This window comes from Nocardioides sp. SYSU D00065, assembly GCF_017916425.1.
Classification (GTDB): domain Bacteria; phylum Actinomycetota; class Actinomycetes; order Propionibacteriales; family Nocardioidaceae; genus Nocardioides.
On sequence record NZ_JAFMSX010000001.1, the window covers coordinates 637,516 to 654,585 of the forward strand.

14 protein-coding genes are annotated in these 17,070 nt (G+C 71.7%); 2 read left to right on the forward strand and 12 right to left on the reverse strand.

The window, feature by feature from the left end; translation table 11 throughout:
- Positions 1 to 13 precede the first annotated feature (13 nt).
- Entirely contained in the window at positions 14 to 1,987 is a 1,974-nt protein-coding gene (locus J3P41_RS03160; protein WP_210648781.1) for a TIGR03960 family B12-binding radical SAM protein, read from the reverse strand.
- 138 nt (positions 1,988 to 2,125) lie between these two features.
- Here J3P41_RS03160 and J3P41_RS03165 point away from each other — a divergent pair, with 138 nt between their 5' ends.
- Positions 2,126 to 3,109, forward strand: a complete 984-nt coding sequence (locus J3P41_RS03165) for an endonuclease/exonuclease/phosphatase family protein (protein ID WP_210648782.1) — start codon at positions 2,126 to 2,128, stop codon at positions 3,107 to 3,109.
- On the opposite strand, the gene rodA is transcribed toward J3P41_RS03165, so the two are convergent.
- From rodA to J3P41_RS03210, 9 genes are all read right to left on the reverse strand, one after another.
- The gene (gene rodA, locus J3P41_RS03170) at positions 3,106 to 4,278 is read right to left on the reverse strand and encodes a rod shape-determining protein RodA (RefSeq protein WP_210648783.1); all 1,173 of its coding nucleotides are present in this window, start codon (positions 4,276 to 4,278) and stop codon (positions 3,106 to 3,108) included. The two genes, J3P41_RS03165 and rodA, sit on opposite strands and share 4 nt — an antisense overlap.
- Before the next feature lie 5 nt (positions 4,279 to 4,283).
- Positions 4,284 to 6,398, reverse strand: coding sequence for a penicillin-binding protein 2 (gene mrdA / locus J3P41_RS03175; RefSeq protein ID WP_307861803.1), 2,115 nt, complete (start codon positions 6,396 to 6,398; stop codon positions 4,284 to 4,286).
- A complete protein-coding gene (gene mreD, locus J3P41_RS03180; protein WP_210648784.1) occupies positions 6,395 to 6,907 on the reverse strand; it encodes a rod shape-determining protein MreD in 513 nt (170 codons plus the stop codon). The genes mrdA and mreD overlap by 4 nt, the downstream gene beginning before the upstream one ends.
- Positions 6,904 to 7,839, reverse strand: coding sequence for a rod shape-determining protein MreC (mreC, locus tag J3P41_RS03185; RefSeq protein WP_210648785.1), 936 nt, complete (start codon positions 7,837 to 7,839; stop codon positions 6,904 to 6,906). The genes mreD and mreC overlap by 4 nt, the downstream gene beginning before the upstream one ends.
- Before the next feature lie 13 nt (positions 7,840 to 7,852).
- Positions 7,853 to 8,881 (reverse strand): rod shape-determining protein, encoded by a 1,029-nt coding sequence (locus J3P41_RS03190; protein ID WP_210648786.1) that lies wholly within the window; start codon positions 8,879 to 8,881, stop codon positions 7,853 to 7,855.
- Between the two features lie 222 nt (positions 8,882 to 9,103).
- The gene (gene ndk, locus J3P41_RS03195; RefSeq protein ID WP_210648787.1) at positions 9,104 to 9,535 is read right to left on the reverse strand and encodes a nucleoside-diphosphate kinase; all 432 of its coding nucleotides are present in this window, start codon (positions 9,533 to 9,535) and stop codon (positions 9,104 to 9,106) included.
- A gap of 19 nt (positions 9,536 to 9,554) precedes the next feature.
- On the reverse strand, positions 9,555 to 9,935 hold the full coding sequence (locus J3P41_RS03200; RefSeq protein WP_246861434.1) for a DUF4233 domain-containing protein: 381 nt from the start codon (positions 9,933 to 9,935) through the stop codon (positions 9,555 to 9,557).
- Complete coding sequence (locus J3P41_RS03205) at positions 9,932 to 11,323, reverse strand: folylpolyglutamate synthase/dihydrofolate synthase family protein (RefSeq protein ID WP_210648788.1); 1,392 nt, start codon at positions 11,321 to 11,323, stop codon at positions 9,932 to 9,934. The genes J3P41_RS03200 and J3P41_RS03205 overlap by 4 nt, the downstream gene beginning before the upstream one ends.
- Positions 11,324 to 11,335: 12 nt before the next feature.
- On the reverse strand, positions 11,336 to 12,259 hold the full coding sequence (locus tag J3P41_RS03210; RefSeq protein WP_210648789.1) for a GNAT family N-acetyltransferase: 924 nt from the start codon (positions 12,257 to 12,259) through the stop codon (positions 11,336 to 11,338).
- Positions 12,260 to 12,336: 77 nt separating this feature from the next.
- On the opposite strand from J3P41_RS03210, the gene valS reads away from it, so the two are divergent.
- A complete protein-coding gene (gene valS, locus J3P41_RS03215) occupies positions 12,337 to 14,970 on the forward strand; it encodes a valine--tRNA ligase (RefSeq protein WP_210648790.1) in 2,634 nt (877 codons plus the stop codon).
- A gap of 229 nt (positions 14,971 to 15,199) precedes the next feature.
- On the opposite strand, the gene J3P41_RS03220 is transcribed toward valS, so the two are convergent.
- On the reverse strand, positions 15,200 to 15,601 hold the full coding sequence (locus J3P41_RS03220; RefSeq protein ID WP_210648791.1) for a hypothetical protein: 402 nt from the start codon (positions 15,599 to 15,601) through the stop codon (positions 15,200 to 15,202).
- Between the two features lie 137 nt (positions 15,602 to 15,738).
- Positions 15,739 to 17,019 (reverse strand): ATP-dependent Clp protease ATP-binding subunit ClpX, encoded by a 1,281-nt coding sequence (gene clpX, locus J3P41_RS03225; protein ID WP_210648792.1) that lies wholly within the window; start codon positions 17,017 to 17,019, stop codon positions 15,739 to 15,741.
- Between the last annotated feature and the right edge of the window lie 51 nt (positions 17,020 to 17,070).

Here is a 17,070-nt window from a genome sequence, read left to right on the forward strand (position 1 = left end):
GGCCGCGCGCACCTCAGACGACGCTGAGCGGCAGCAGCTTCTGCCCGGTCGGCCCGACCTGGATCTCGGTGCCCATCTCCGGGCACACCCCGCAGTCGTAGCACGGCGTCCAGCGACAGTCCTCGATCTCGATGTCCGCGCCGGCCGCCGCCGCGAGGGCGTCCTCCCAGTCACCCCAGAGCCAGTCCTTGTCGAGGCCGGAGTCGAGGTGCTCCCACGGCAGGACCTCGTCGTAGTCGCGCTCGCGGGTCGTGTACCAGTCGACGTCCACGCCCGTGCCGGCCAGCGCGCGCTCGGCGGAGGCCATCCAGCGGTCGAAGGAGAAGTGCTCGCTCCAGCCGTCGAACCGGCCGCCGTCGCGCCACACCTCCTCGATCACGCGACCCACCCGGCGGTCGCCGCGCGAGAGCAGTCCCTCGACGATGCCGGGCTTGCCGTCGTGGTAGCGGAACCCGATCGCACGGGCGTACTTCTTGTCCTGCCGCACGACCTCGCGCAGCAGCCGCAGGCGCTCGTCGGTCGCCTCGTGGTCGAGCTGCGGGGCCCACTGGAACGGGGTGTGCGGCTTGGGCACGAACCCGCCGATCGACACCGTGCAGCGGATGTCGTTGCGTCCGGACACCTCGCGGCCCTTGGCGATCACCCGCTTGGCGAGGTCGGCGATGGCGAGCACGTCCTCGTCGGTCTCCTGCGGCAGGCCGCACATGAAGTAGAGCTTCACCTGCCGCCAGCCGTGGGAGTACGCCGCCGCGACCGTGCGGATGAGGTCCTCCTCGGTGACCATCTTGTTGATCACCTTGCGCATCCGCTCGGAGCCACCTTCGGGGGCGAACGTCAGCCCCGAGCGCCGGCCGTTGCGGGAGAACTCGTTGGCGAGGGTGATGTTGAAGGCGTCGACGCGGGTGCTGGGCAGCGACAGGGAGACGTTGGAGCCCTCGTAGCGGTCGGCGAGGCCCTTGGCGACGTCGCCGATCTCGGTGTGGTCGGCGCTGGACAGCGACAGCAGGCCGACCTCCTCGAAGCCGGACTTGCGGATGCCGTTCTCGACCATGTCGCCGATCGTCTTGATCGACCGCTCGCGCACCGGCCGGGTGATCATGCCGGCCTGGCAGAACCGGCAGCCGCGGGTGCAGCCTCGGAAGATCTCGACGGAGAACCGCTCGTGGACGGTTTCGGCCAGCGGGACCAGCGGGTTCGCCGGGTAGGGCCACTGGTCGAGGTCCATCAGGGTGTGCTTGCGCACGCGGAACGGGATGCCGGGCCGGTTGGGCACGACGGCCTCGATCGACCCGTCCTGGGCGTAGGCGACGTCGTAGAACCGCGGCACGTAGATGTTGCCGGTGACCGCGAGCCGCCGCAGGAGCTCCTCGCGCCCGCCCGGCCGGTCCTCGGCCTTCCACTCGCGCACGACCTCGGAGATCGCGAGGACGACCTCCTCGCCGTCACCGAGCACGGCGGCGTCGATGAAGTCGGCGATCGGCTCGGGGTTGAAGGCGGCGTGCCCGCCCGCGATCACGACCGGGTGGTCCTCGCCCCGGTCGACCGCGTGCAGCGGGATCCCGGCGAGGTCGAGGGCGTTGAGCATGTTGGTGTAGCCGAGCTCGGTGGAGAAGCTGAGCCCGAACAGGTCGAAGGCGGCCACCGGGCGGTGGCTGTCGACGGTGAACTGTGGGATCGGCCCGTGCTCGTCACCGGTGCGCATCACCTGCTCCATGTCCGGCCACACCGAGTAGGTGCGCTCGGCCAGGATCCAGTCGCGCTCGTTGAGCACCTCGTAGAGGATCTGCACGCCCTGGTTGGGCAGCCCGACCTCGTAGGCGTCGGGGTACATCAGGGCCCAGCGCACCGTGGGGCCGCCCGTCTCGGAGGCCGCCGCGCAGTCCCAGTCCTTCACGACGGAGTTGAGCTCGCCGCCGACGTACTGGATCGGCTTCTGCACCGACGGCAGCTTGGCCTCGAGGCGCGAGAAGACCGACGCGACGGACATACGGGGACACCTACCTCGGTGATCGGGCTGGACGGGGAAGAATGACGGACTCGTTGGCCCGCTGCGCGATCATCAAGAGTACGTCGCCACGCCCGGTGCGGCCTAACCACGACCAGCGGTGTCCAGCAAGGGGGTGCGATGAGCCGGCGCGAGGAGGTGCTGCGCATCGGCGCCACCGTGCTGATCCTCGCCGCCCTGGTGTTCCTGTTCCTGCGCGACCGGAGTGCGGACGAGCCCGGCGCGGAGCAGCCCGAGCCCACGGTCAGCACCCCGACCGACGCTCCCGAGGTGGTCGAGCCCTCCGACCCGTCCCCCGAGGTGCCCGACGCACCGGACGCACCCGACACCGTCCCCTCGCCTCCCGAGGGGCTCGCCGAGCTGGTCTGCGAGGAGAACCGGACGGCCGTGGACCTGCGGGTGATGTCCTTCAACACGCACCGCTCCACCGGCACGCTCGACGCCGTCGCCGGCGAGATCCTCGCGCTGGAGCCGGACGTGGTGCTGCTGCAGGAGGTGGACCGCAGGATGCTGCGCAGCGGCTCCGTCGACCAGGCCGAGGTGCTGGCCGAGGCGGTCGGCATGGACGGCTCGTTCAGCGCCAACCTGGTCCGCGGCACCGGTCACTACGGCACCCTCGTCCTGAGCCGCTTCGACATCGTGCAGCAGGGCCGCATCGGGCTCGTGCGCGGCCCCGGCGCCGAGGCGAGGGGGCTCCAGTGGGTCACGCTGGAGGTGGCGGGCCAGGCGATCCGCGTCTACAACACCCACCTCGAGGCCACCGACGCCGACGTACGCCTCGCCCAGGCGCGCCAGGTCGCGGGCGTCCTCGCCGAGGACGAGCTGCCGGTCGTCCTCGGCGGCGACCTCAACGCGTGGCCCGCCTCGGCCGCCGTCGCCACCATCGCGCGCGAGCTCACCGACACCTGGACCGCCTCCGGCCAGGGCCGCTCGGCCACCAGCAGTGGCGGCCGCAAGATCGACTACCTCTTCGTGCGTGGGATGCGTCCGCTGCTCAGCCAGGTCGCACCGTCGGGGGTCTCCGACCACCACCGGCTGTGGGCGGACGTGCGGCTGCCGGCCCCGGACACCTGCGACACCGCGTCGCCGGGACCGGCCGGTTAGCGTCCGGGGCCGCCCGTCGTGCGGAGATGGATGTTCTGCAGCAGCCCCAGCGCGAGCATGCCGGCGAACAGCGAGCTGCCGCCGTAGGAGACGAAGGGCAGGGGAACGCCGGTGACCGGCATGATGCCCAGGCACATGCCGATGTTCTGGAACGCCTGGAACCCCCACCAGCAGGCGATGCCGGCTGCCGCCACCCGCCCGAAGAGGTCGCCGGCGCGCGCCGAGATCGTGAGCGCGCGCCAGATGACCACGGCGAGCAGCAGGATCACCAGACCGGCACCGACCAGGCCGAGCTCCTCACCGGCGACGGTGAAGATGAAGTCGGTGTGCTGCTCGGGCACGAAGCCCGAGCGGGTCTGGGAGCCGTCGAAGAGCCCCTGCCCGAAGAGCCCGCCGTTGCCCACGGCGATGCGGGCCTGCTCGGTGTTGTAGCCCGCGCCACGCGGGTCGAGCCCCGGGTTGGTGAAGGCCAGGAACCGGTCGACCTGGTAGGGCTTGAGCACTCCCATCGACACCGCGGCGACGGCGCCCACGACGGCACCGAGCGTGAGCCCGCACAGCCACAGCGACCCGGCGCCGGCGACGGCCACGACGCCGAAGACGGTGGCGGAGAGCACGAGCATGGTCCCGAGGTCGGGCTGCAGCAGGATGAGCACGGCAGGGACGCCGGCGATGGCGAGCATCGCCACGACCTCCAGGCTGCCCACTCGCCGTCCCCAGCGCCGCTCGGTGCGCTCGGCGACGACCAGCGCCATGCCGACCACCACGGCCAGCTTGGCGAACTCCGAGGGCTGGATGGACATCCCGCCCAGCTGGAGCCACGAGCGCGACCCGTTGACCGTGCTGCCGGCGACGAGCACGGCCACCAGCCCGCCGACGCTGGCGACGTACGCCACCGGCGCGAGGATCCGCACCCACCGGTGGTCGGTGGCCAGCACCGCGACCATAAGCACCAGGCCGATCGCCACGTTGACCAGCTGCTTGCGCAGGTAGGCGTTGGGGTCGCCGCCGGTCAGGTCGGCGCGCGTCGAGGTGGCCGACCAGACGAGGAGGGTGCCGAGGGTGACCAGCGCCAGCGCGGCGAGCACCAGCGGCCAGTCGAGGCCGGGGGCGCGCAGGGTGCCGGCGGTCTGCGCGGGCCGCGCCGGGCGGGTGGACAGGACGGTCATCGCGCTCACTCCCCCGCGGCCGGCGGCATGATCGAGCCGTCCTCGAGGAACTGCGGCAGCCGCGCGGGCGGGACGGTCCCCGGCGTGGCGGCGCGGGCCGGGCGTACGGACTCGCCCTCGACCCCGTAGAGCGCCTCCCAGATCGCGCGGATGCCGTCGCCGGTCGATCCCGAGCCGGTGCCGCCCTGGCTGATCATCATGACCACGACGTAGTCCTCGTTGTAGGAGGCCACCCAGCCGGTCGACTGCTTGCCGTAGACCTCCGCGGAGCCGGTCTTGGCGCGCACCGTGACCTGGTCGAGCGGGAAGCCGCCCATCTTCCACGCCATCGTGCCCTGGCGGGTGACCCCCTCGAGCGCTGAGTCGATGTAGTCGAGGAGCCGAGCCGGGACGTCGACGCGACCGGCCTTGCGGGGCGCGATGCGACGCAGCACCTCGCCGTCGGGGCTGACGAGCGCCTTCGCGACCGTCGGCACCCACAGGGTGCCCCCGTTGGCCAGCGCCGCATAGGCACGCGCGAGCTGGAGCGGGGTGACGATCGTGTCGCCCTGCCCGATCGAGAAGTTCACCGCGTCACCGGCGCGGTAGAGGTTGCCCTCGAGGCAGAACTCCCGCGCGAACCGGTAGACGAAGTCGCTGGTGTCCGGCGTCTGCGGCCGGCTGCTGAGGTCGCAGTAGTAGTCCTTCTGCGACTCGTAGTAGTCCTGCTTCCACCGACGGTCGGCGATGCGCCCCGGCGCCTCGCCCGGCAGGTCGATGCCGGTGCGCGAGCCGAAGCCGAACATCTTGGCCGCCTCGACGAGCGGGTCCCGCGCGTCGACGTCGGCGGGATCGCTGCCCAGGCGCTGCCAGAAGTCGTAGCCGACCCGGTAGAAGAAGGTGTTGCAGGACACCTCGAGGGCCTTGGCGAAGCCGATGCTGCCGTAGGGCTGGGACTCGTAGTTCTTGAAGACCCGGTTGCCGACCTGGAAGCCCGACGAGCAGTCGAGCCGGCTGTCGACGGTGTAGCCGTTGATCAGCGCGCCGGCGGTCATGAACGGCTTCCAGGTCGACCCCGGCGCGAACTGTCCCTGCGTGGCACGGGAGAGCAGGGGGGTGCCGGCCGCCTCGGAGTAGAGCCGGCGCAGCTGCGCCTCGCTGATGCCGCCCGTCCACACGTCCGGGTCGTACGTCGGCTGGCTGGCCATCGCGACGACGCGACCGGTCTTCGCGTCCAGCACCACCGCCGCACCGGAGTCGGCGACGTAATTGCGGCCGGTGACGTCGTCGAACTGGGTGCGCTGGTAGGCGATGCGCTCGGCGAGCTGCCGCTCGACCACGGCCTGCACCTTGGCGTCGATCGAGGTGACGAGCGTGTCGCCGGGCGTGCTCTCGACCACCGAGTCGTCGCCGAGCACCCGTCCCATCGAGTCGACGGCGACGCGCCGATAGCCGGGCAGCCCGCGCAGCCACTCGTCGTACTCCTTCTCGACCCCGGCACGGCCCACGACCGAGGCGCCGTTGAGCGATCGGTCGTCGCGCTCCGCGGCGAGGTCGTACTCGTCCTCGGTGATCGGGCTGAGGTAGCCGAGCAGGTGGGCGGCGTTGATGCCGAACGGGCGCGGGTAGGAGCGGACGTCCTGCTGCTCGGCCAGCACGCCCGGATAGTCCTCCGGCTGCTCGAGCACGCGCAGGGCGACGTCCTTGGGCACGTCCGTGGCGACCGGGACGGGCTGGTAGGGCGAGCCGTTCCAGCACACGTCGCGCACGCTGCCGGGGTCGCCGCAGGTGACCAACCGGGCCTCCACGTCCTCCGGCGGCGCGTCCACGACCACCGAGACCCGGCGCACGAGCTCGGTGCGCTGGCGCTCCTCGAGCTTGCCCAACACCGTGCGGTCGACGGAGATGACCCACGAGGTGCGGTTGGCGACCAGCGGGCGGCCCTGGCTGTCGACGATCAGTCCGCGCTGCGGCTGCACCACGATGTCGCGCACCGACTGGTCGGCGGCCTGCGCCTGGTAGGACTCCCCGCCGATGACCTGCAGGTAGTAGAGCCGGACGAACAGCGTCGCGAACAGCGAGAAGGCGAGGGCCTGCACGACCACGAGGCGCAGCCGGCTCCGGTGGGCGCCCGGGATCACGGCGCGACCCACTGCGGACTGAGCCTGGCGAAGAGCCTCATCAGCGGCGGCAGCACGAACGGGGTGAGCAGCACGTCCCAGACCACGGCCACGAGCACCACCTCCAGCAGCCCCGCGATCGACATCGCGGGGTCCGAGAGCAGGACGCCGCTGAGCGCGAAGACGGACGTCGCGACGAACGACGCGGCGGCGACCGTGCCCACCACGGCCAGGGCGGTCGGCTTGACGTCCTGCCGCACCCGCCCGGCCAGGAACGCCGCGATCGTCAGCGCCAGCGCCCAGCGTCCGGCGACGTGGTCGGCCGGGGGCGCGAGGTCGAGGGTGAGGCCCGCCGCGAAGCCGAGCAACAGCGCGAACGGCGCCTCGACCGTCAGGGCCGCGGCGACCACGACGAGCAGGCACAGGTTGGGGACGATGCCGTGCCAGGCGACGTGCGGGAACAGCGAGACCTGCACGACGAGGGCGAGGACGACGGCCGCCAGCGCGGCCGCCCAGCGTGCGTAGGTCACCTCAGGCTCCCGTCGGCCTCGATGATGGCGCGGTCGCTGTCGGTGCCGCTGGGCACCATGATGCCGACCACGTCGAGGGAGGAGAAGTCGACGAACGGCTTGACGACCGCGCGCTGGGTGGCTTCGCGCAGCGAGCTGTAGACCTCTGTGATCGTGCCGATCGGCACGCCCGGGGCGTAGGGGCCGGTGGTGCTTCCCCAGGTCACGACCGTGTCGTCGCGCGCGGGGACGGATGCGCCGTCGACCAGGCGCAGGTCCAGCCCGGACTCCTGGTCCAGCGAGCCGCTCCCGGTGACGAAGCCGATCTCCATGCTGGACCCGACGCGGCCACCGACCGTGGAGTCGGGGTCGATCACCAGCAGCACCGTCGCGGTGGTGCGGGTGACCCGCAGGACCCGGCCGACCAGTCCGTCGTTGTTGACGACCGTCATGTCGGGACCCACGCCGGCCTCCGAGCCGGCGTCGATGGTGACGGTAAAGCTCTGCGACTGCCGCGAACCGAGCGCCACCACGCGGGCGGGGACGAGCGCCGAGCCCAGGTCGGACGCGGCGGTGGTCAGCCCGTCGTACTGCTCGAGGCGGTTGCGGTCGAAGCCGGCGAGCTGGACCTCCCCGCGCAGCTCGGCGTTGCTGGCCTCGAGGTCGCGCACCCGGTCGGCGAGGTCGCCCTTGCTGCGGAACCAGGCCGGCACGGCCGTGAACGGTCGTACGGCGGCGGCCGCGGCGGACTCGGCCGGACCGAACGCCTCCCCCACCACCCGGCGGACCGGCTCCAGCGGCGAGTCCTCGCCGCCGGAGGCATCGAGCGTGATCAGCGTGGCGCTCGCGAGCAGCAGCGCCACGAGCAGCGAGCGCGGCGCTCGGCGCGACTCGAGCCGGTCGAGTCCCTTCCAGCGTCGCTCGCGTCCGTCGTGGTTGGACAGCGCACCCATCAGGCTCCTCCCATCAGAAGCGCCTCGGGTCCGAGACGAGGACCTGCTGCAGGGCTTCGAACTCCTCCACGCACTTGCCGGCGCCGTAGGCGACCGAGGACAGCGGGTCCTCGGCGACGTGGACGGGCATGCCCGTCTCGTGGCGCAGGCGCTCGTCGAGGCCGCGGAGCATGGCACCGCCACCCGTGAGCACGATGCCGCGATCCATGATGTCGCCGGCCAGCTCCGGAGGCGTCTGGTCGAGCGTGGCCCGCACGGCGTCGACGATGTCGTGGATCGGCTCCTCGAGTGCCTGGCGCAGCTCGGAGCTGGAGACCACGACGGTGCGCGGCAGGCCGGAGACCATGTCGCGGCCTCGGATCTCGGCGTCCGGCTCGCTGGGGAGCGGGAAGGCCGACCCGAGGGTCATCTTCATCTCCTCGGCGGTGCGCTCCCCCAGCATGAGGGAGTACTCCTTCTTCATCCAGGCGATGATCGCCTGGTCGAGGTCGTCGCCGGCGGTGCGGACCGACAGGCTCGTGACGATGCCGCCCAGGCTGATCACGGCGACCTCGGTGGTGCCGCCGCCGACGTCGACGACCATGTTGCCGGTGGCCTCGTGCACCGGCAGGCCGGCGCCGATCGCGGCGGCCATCGGCTCCTCCACGATGTAGACGCGCCGGGCGCCGGCCTGGTAGCCGGCCTCCTTGACGGCGCGCTGCTCGACCGCGGTGATGCCGCTGGGCACGCAGATGACCATGCGGGGCTTGGCGAAGTAGCGGCGCCGGTGCACCTGGTGGATGAAGTAGCGCAGCATCTGCTCGGTCGCCTCGAAGTCGGCGATCACGCCGTCCTTCAACGGGCGGATGGCGGCGATGTTGTCGGGGGTCCGGCCGATCATCCGCTTGGCCTCGTGGCCCACGGCGAGCACCTCGCCGGTCGTGGTGTTCATCGCGACGACGGACGGCTCGTCCAGCACGACGCCCTTGCCGCGCACATAGACCAGCGTGTTGGCGGTGCCGAGGTCGACGGCCATGTCTCGGCCGATGAAGCTGTGTGCCATTGCCGCTGCTGCCCCTGCAGGTCGGGTCGTACCGGGAAGAGGGGTCAGCACTCCCGCCGACCCACGCTCAGGTTAAGGAGCGCGGGACGGTGTTCGCGGCAGGACACGCGCGAGGCGGGTGGGGCCGGCGTGAAAGATGCCTCGTGCAGGAGGCCTCGTGAAAGCTGCCTCGCGCGGCGTGAGAGATGCCTCGCTCGCCGCGTAGCCGCGAGCGAGCTCGCGCTACGCGCCGAGCTCGGGGAACCAGATCCCGATCTCGCGAGCGGCCGAGTCCTCGGAGTCCGATCCGTGGACCAGGTTCTGCTGGACCGCCAGGCCCCAGTCGCGACCGAGGTCTCCGCGGATGGTGCCGGGGGCGGCGACGGTGGGGTCCGTCGCGCCGGCCAGGGAGCGGAAGCCCTCGATGCAGCGCTGGCCCTCGATGACGACCGCGAGCACGGGTCCGGACAGCATGAAGTCGACGAGCGGGCCGTAGAACGGCTTGCCCTCGTGCTCGGCGTAGTGGGCGGCGAGGATCTCGGGGGTCGCGGTGCGCAGCTCGACGGCCGCAAGGGTGTAGCCCTTGGCCTCGATCCGGCGCAGGATCTCGCCCGAGAGGCCGCGGCGCACGCCGTCGGGCTTGACGAGGACGAGGGAACGCTGCACGTCGGTCATGGGCGCAGCCTAGCCAGGCTCACTCCTGCTCGGCCCGCCAGGCCGCCCACGCCGCGGCACGCTCCCGATCGATCTTGCGCCCCAGGAGGTCGGCCGTCGTCCACAGCACCGCGAAGATCGCGCCCAGCGCGAACATCACCGGCACCACGAAGCCGAGCGCGACGGCCGCGACCTGGACGACGTAGCCGGCCAGGTAGGCCCACTGCGCCCGCAGCATCCCGGCCAGCAGCAGGCAGATCACGGCGAGCCCCAGCCCGACCGCGACCGCCGTGCCGGTCGCGACGCCGGCGATGGTGATCATGACCGGCGTGGACAGGCCCAGAGTGATCGCCTCGAGGCTCAGCACCGCGGCGCACATGCCGCGGCGGGGCGACCGCTCGCCGCCCGCCGACTCGCTCATCGCCGGCCCTTGAGCAGCCCGCGCGCCTCGCCCACGGTGACGACCGAGCCGGTCACCAGCACCGCGCCCGCCCCGATCGAGACGTCGATGGCCTCGCCGGCCTCGGCCAGGGTGGCGGCGCGGTCGATCGCGTCGGCGAGGTCGGGCACGACGCTGACCCGGTCCTCGCCGAAGATCCCGGCAGCGGCGCGACCGAGCGCGGCTGCGGACATCGACCGCGGAGTGGAGTTCTGGGTGCACACCAGGTGCGCGAGGTACGGCTCGAACGCGGCCAGCACGCCCTCGTGGTCCTTGTCCTCCATCACGCCCATCACGCCGATCAGCGGACTGAACGAGAACGAGTCCTCCAGCGCCGCTGCCACGGCTTCGGCGCCGTGCGGGTTGTGCGCGGCGTCGAGCACGATCGTGGGGCTGCGGCGGATGATCTCCAGCCGCCCCGGCGAGGTGACCTCGGCGAACGCCGCCCGCACCAGGTCCTCGTCGAGGGCCCCGCTGCCGGCGAAGGCCTCGACCGCGGCGAGCGCGACGGCGGCGTTCTGCGCCTGGTGGGCGCCGTAGAGCGGCAGGAAGACGTCGTCGTAGGCAGCGCGCAGGCCCTGCAGCGAGACGACCTGGCCCCCGACGGCGGGCGTGCGCGAGAGCACGCCGAACTCCATGCCCTCGCGGGCGACGGTGGCGCCGACCTCGGCCACGCGCTCGAGCAGGACCGCGGCGACCTCAGGGGTCTGCTCGGCCAGCACCGCGACGGCGCCGGGCTTGATGATCCGAGCCTTCTCGGCGGCGATGGAGGCGGGGTCGTCGCCGAGGTACTTGGCGTGGTCGACGGCGATCGGCAGGACGACGGCGACGTCTGCGTCGATGACGTTGGTCGCGTCCCAGCCGCCCCCCATGCCGACCTCCACCACGGCCACGTCCACCGGAGCGTCGGCGAAGGCGGCGTACGCCATCCCGACGACCGTCTCGAAGAAGCTCAGCGGATGGTCCTGCTCCGCGTCGACCAGGTGCGTGTACGGCGCCACGTCGTTGAAGGCGCGGACGAAGGCCTCGTCGTCGAGCGGCTCCCCGTCGATGCTGATCCGCTCGCTCATCCGCTCCAGGTGGGGCGAGGTGAACCGGCCGGTGCGCAGGTCCAGGGCACGCAGCAGCGTCTCGATCATCCGGCTCGTGCTGGTCTTGCCGTTGGTGCCGGTCAGGTGCACCGAGCGGAAGGAGCGCTGCGGCTCGCCGAGCAGCTCGGTGAACGCCTCGATGCGCTCGAGCGTCGGCTCGAGCCGCGTCTCGGGCCAGCGGGACAGCAGGGCGTCCTCGACCTCGTCGAAGGTCTCGGCGAGGCGGGGGGCGTCGACGTCGTCGCGGTCGACCGGGTCGTGCTCGGGGGCGTCAGTCATGGCTCCCCGAGTCTAGGGCTGCTGCGATCCTGCCGGCCGGACGAGGTGCTCGGCCATGTCCACGGTGGGCTCGTAGCCGAGACCGGCGTAGATCTTGTTCGAGGTGGGGTTGGCCCGGTCGGTGAACAGGCACATCCGGTGTCCGGCCTCGAGGCCGCGGCGGGTCAGCTCGCCGACGACGTGGGACGCGATGCCGCGTCCGCGGAACTCGCGCGGCGTGAACACCGGGCCGATGCGGGACACGCCGTACGCCGGCAGCCCCGCGCCGGTCAGGTGGGCGACGGTCCCGTCCGGCAGCTCCCACAACCACTCGACGCCCTCCCGGATCCGCACGAGGACGCTCTCCAGGGTGTTGTGGTCGCCGGAGGCAGGGTCGGGCTCGCGTCCGGCCTGCTCGTCGGCCTCCATGTGGAAGGCCTCGAACCACGACAGCACGAGCTCCGCGTCGTCCTCGGTGGCGCGGCGCAGCCGGCCCTCCGGTGCGGGCGGCACCTCGACGGAGGTGGCCTCCCACAGCCGGGTGGCCTTGTCCGCGACGACCGCCCCGCCGGTCAGCTGGGCGGTCTCCTGGGCGAGCACCTCGGCACCCGGAAGCGCACCGTTGACCCCGCCGAGGAACTCCCCGCGAGCGTGGAGCGCCGCCGCGAGTGCCCGGGCCGCGTCGTCGTCCATGGGCAGCACGAACGCCGGGTGCGGCTGGAACGGCGCGGTGCGCATCGACGCGCTGACCACCGTGCCGGAGCCGTCGCGGACGACCACCCACCAGCGCCGGAACGGCGCACCGACCTCCGCCCACGAGTCCCTCCCGTCGGCCAGCTCCCGCGCGGTCCGCTGGGTCACGCTCGCGATCACGCTGCCCAGCACGGGCTCGGCGGCGAGCAGGTCGCCGGCGGCGTCGAGGAAGGGCTGCGGCGCGTCGAAGAACTCCAGGTCCATGCGCGGACGCTAGCGATGCCGCGTGGCGCACGCGAAGTCGTTTTCGCAGGCCGGAGGCGCGTCAATAGACTCAGGCCATGACTGAGACCCCCGCCACCCAGACCCCGGACGCCGCGCCGGACACGACTCCGAGCACCGACCCGCGTGCCGTCGTCGTACCGGAGCGTCCGGCGCTGGAGGGCCTGGAGGAGAAGTGGTCGCGCACGTGGGCGGAGAACGACACCTACGCGTTCGACCGCACGCAGCCGCGCGAGAACGTCTACTCGATCGACACTCCCCCGCCGACCGTCAGCGGCTCGCTGCACGTCGGGCACGTCTACTCCTACAGCCACACCGACCTCATCGCCCGCTACCAGCGGATGCAGGGCAAGGCCGTGTTCTACCCGATCGGCTGGGACGACAACGGCCTGCCGACCGAGCGTCGCGTGCAGAACTACTTCGGCGTCCGCTGTGACCCCGCGCTGCCCTACGACCCCGACTTCACCCCGCCGGAGAAGCCGGACCCCAAGAAGCAGGTCCCGATCAGCCGGCCCAACTTCATCGAGCTGTGCGAGCAGCTCGTCGTCGAGGACGAGAAGGCGTTCGAGGCGCTGTGGCGCCAGCTCGGTCTCTCGGTCCAGTGGAACCCGACGTACACCACGATCGGGCGCCACTCCCGCACCGTCAGCCAGCGCGCGTTCCTGCGCAACTACGCGCGCGGCGAGGCGTACCTCTCCGAGGCGCCCACGCTGTGGGACGTCACGTTCCAGACCGCCGTGGCACAGGCCGAGCTCGAGGCCCGCGACTACCCGGGCCACTACCACCGCGTCGCGTTCCACCGCCCCGACGGCAGCCCGATCCACATCGAGACGACCCGTCCCGAGCTGATCCCGAGCGTCGTCGCGCTCATCGCGCACCCGGACGACGAGCGCTATCAGGGCGTCTTCGGCACCACCGTCACCTCGCCGGTCTTCGGCGTCGAGATCCCGGTGCTCCCCCACCCTGCCGCCGAGCCCGACAAGGGCGCCGGCATCGCGATGTGCTGCACGTTCGGCGACCTGACCGACGTCATGTGGTGGCGCGAGCTCGGCCTCCCCGTCCGCACAGTGGTCGGCCGCGACGGCCGGCTGCTGCGCGAGACGCCCGAGTGGCTGGCCGCCGACGCCGCCGCGACGGCGTACGCCGAGCTGGCCGGCAAGACGACCTTCAGCGCCCGGGAGGCGATGGTCGCCCTCCTGCGCGAGTCGGGCGACCTCGACGGCGAGCCGCGGGCGACGCAGCGGATGGCGAACTTCTACGAGAAGGGCGACAAGCCGCTCGAGATCGTCGCGACGCGCCAGTGGTACATCAAGAACGGCGGCAAGGACGCGGCGCTGCGCAAGGAGATGCTCGTGCGCGGCGAGGAGATCACCTGGATCCCGGCCCACATGAAGCACCGCTACGACAACTGGGTGGGCGGTCTCAACGGCGACTGGCTGATCTCCCGCCAGCGGTTCTTCGGGATCCCGTTCCCCGTCTGGTACCCGCTGGACGCCGACGGCGAGCCCGACCACGACCACCCGCTGCTGCCGACCGAGGACCAGCTCCCCGTCGACCCCTCCACCGAGGCGCCGCACGGATACACCGAGGACCAGCGCGGCAAGCCCGGCGGCTTCATCGGCGACCCCGACGTGATGGACACCTGGGCCACCTCCTCGCTGACCCCGCAGATCGCCGGCATGTGGGAGGTCGACGACGACCTGTTCTCGCGCGTCTTCCCCTACGACCTCGCCACCCAGGCGCACGACATCATCCGGACCTGGCTGTTCGCCCGCGTCGTGCGCGCCGACTTCGAGCACCAGGTCGTGCCCTGGTCGCACGCGATGATCTCCGGCTTCATCGTCGACCCGGACCGCAAGAAGATGTCGAAGTCCAAGGGCAACGTCGTCGTCCCCACCGACATCCTCGACAAGTACGGCGCCGACGCCGTCCGCTGGCGCGCCGCTATCGGCCGCCCAGGCCTCGACTCGCCGTTCGACGAGTCGCAGATGAAGGTCGGTCGCCGGCTGGCGATGAAGGTGCTCAACGCCTCGAAGTTCGTCCTCGGCAACGTCGGCGCCACAACGCTGACCCCCAGCGCCGTGAGCGCGCCGGTCGACTGCGCCCTCCTCGGCCGGCTCGAGACGGTGGTGCGCCGCGCCACCGAGGCGTTCGACGTCTACGACTACACCACCGCGCTCGAGGTCACCGAGAAGTTCTTCTGGGAGTTCTGCGACGACTACCTCGAGCTGGTCAAGGAGCGCGCGTACGACGCCGAGGGCGGGGTCGGCACCGACTCGGCCCGGGCGACGCTGGCCATCGCGCTGCACGTCCAGCTGCGCCTCCTCGCGCCGTTCCTGCCCTACGCCACCGAGGAGGTGTGGTCGTGGTGGCAGGACGGATCCATCCACCGCGCCTCGTGGCCGACCGCGGCCGACCTCGGGTCCGCGGCCGCCGCCCAGCCGCTCGTCCTCGACGCCGTCGCCTCCGCGCTGACCGGGATCCGCGGCGCGAAGTCGCAGGCCAAGGCGAAGATGCGCGCTCCCCTGTCCCGCGTCGTGATCACCGGTCCCCAGGGGCTGGTCGAGGCCGCTCGCGAGGCGCAGGACGACCTCCGCGCCGTGGGCACCATCGTCGGCGACCTGGAGTTCGTCGCCGACGAGTCGCTGACGGAGCTGCAGGTGTCCGCGGAGCTCGCGCCGACGGAGGACTGACCGGCGTACGCCGCGCCGCGCTGGCGGGCGTACGCGCGCCGGGGTTGGGCGGTGAGCTAGCCACATCCCGGCGCTCCTGGTTGTGGCTCAGCCACCGCTCGCCCGGAGCGGCGGTGCGCCAGCCACATCCCACGACGGGCCAATGTGGCTCAGCCACCGCTCGACAGACCAGCGGTGGGTCAGCCACATCCCGCGGCTGCCTGACGTGGCTCAGCCACCGCTCACGAGGTCAGCGGGAGGCTGTGCCGGCTCGGCGCGCCTTCGCCGTGTCCCGGTCCGCCTTGCGAGCCGCCTTCGTAGCATTCCACTTCGGCTTGCGAGTGGTCGCGGCGGCGTCACGGTCCTCGGCCGCGGCGGGCACGGGAGCGGGCTGCGCGGTCGAGGACTCGGTCGCGGCGGACCCGGTCGCAGGGGTGCCGGCGCCGAGCGACGGCGGGCTCAGCTCGGCGGGGATGCGCACGACACCGGAGACGGCCTCCTCGCTCGGCGGCGAGGCGGGCGGGTCGGTGACCGGTGCCGCGATGGGCGGCGCGGGTCGGAAGAGGTCGTGCCGCCAGCCGCCGGACATCGAGACGGCCATGAGGACCGCGCACAGCACCGCGGCGAGCGCGAAGCCGACGAGCGGTCGCACCTGGTCGACCCCTGCGGGGTCCGGTCTCCACATGCTGAGGAGACGTCAGCGCGCCCCCGCCATGACGCGGAACCGAGACCTGGAAGTCGAACTGCTCCTACGGCGGGCCAGCAGCGCAGGCGCCCGGGCCGGTCGGCTCAGGCCGACTTCTTCTTGCGACCCTCGGACTCACGCGGGATGAGCGTCGGGGCGACGTCGTCCTCGACCACCTCGCGGGTCACGACCACCTTGGCCACGTCACCGCGCGAGGGGACGTCGTACATGACGTAGAGGAGCACTTCCTCGATGATCGCGCGCAGGCCGCGAGCCCCGGTGCCGCGCTCGAGCGCCGCCTCGGCGATGGCGTCGACCGCGTCGTCGGTGAACTCGAGCTCGACGCCGTCGATGTCGAAGAGCTTCTGGTACTGCTTGATGAGCGCGTTGCGCGGCTCGGTGAGGATCTGGACCAGCGCCTCGCGGTCGAGCTTGCTCACGCTCGCGATGAGCGGCAGACGACCGATGAACTCGGGGATCAGGCCGAACTTGGTGAGGTCCTCGGGACGGACCTGGGCGAGCAGGTCGTCGGCCTCGCGCTCGGCGGCGCCGCGCACCTCGGCGGTGAAGCCGAGGGACTTCTTGCCCACCCGCTGCTCGATGATCTGCTCCAGGCCCGCGAACGCGCCGCCCACGATGAACAGGATGTTCGTCGTGTCGATCTGGATGAACTCCTGGTGCGGGTGCTTGCGCCCGCCCTGCGGCGGCACCGAGGCGGTGGTGCCCTCCAGCATCTTGAGCAGCGCCTGCTGGACGCCCTCGCCGGAGACGTCGCGCGTGATCGAGGGGTTCTCCGCCTTGCGGGCCACCTTGTCGATCTCGTCGATGTAGATGATGCCCGTCTCGGCCTTCTTGACGTCGTAGTCGGCGGCCTGGATCAGCTTGAGCAGGATGTTCTCGACGTCCTCGCCGACGTAGCCGGCCTCCGTCAACGCGGTGGCGTCGGCGATCGCGAACGGGACGTTGAGCATCCGGGCGAGGGTCTGGGCGAGGTACGTCTTGCCGCAGCCGGTGGGGCCGATGACGAGGATGTTGGACTTGGAGACCTCCACCGCGTCGTCCTTGGCCTTGCCGGTCACCGGCTGGAGCCCGGCCTGGACTCGCTTGTAGTGGTTGTAGACCGCGACGGCGAGGGACTTCTTGGCGTGCTCCTGGCCGATCACGTAGGAGTTGAGGAACTCGAAGATCTCGCGCGGCTTGGGCAGCTCCTCGAGGCTGACCTCCGAGCCCTCGGCGAGCTCCTCCTCGATGATCTCGTTGCAGAGCTCGATGCACTCATCGCAGATGTAGACGTTGGGGCCAGCGATGAGCTTCTTGACCTGCTTCTGGCTCTTGCCGCAGAAGTTGCACTTGAGCAGGTCGCCGCCGTCACCGATTCGTGCCACGAGTCGTGTCCTCCAGTCTCGCCGGATGGGGGCTCCGGCTGTTCACACCTT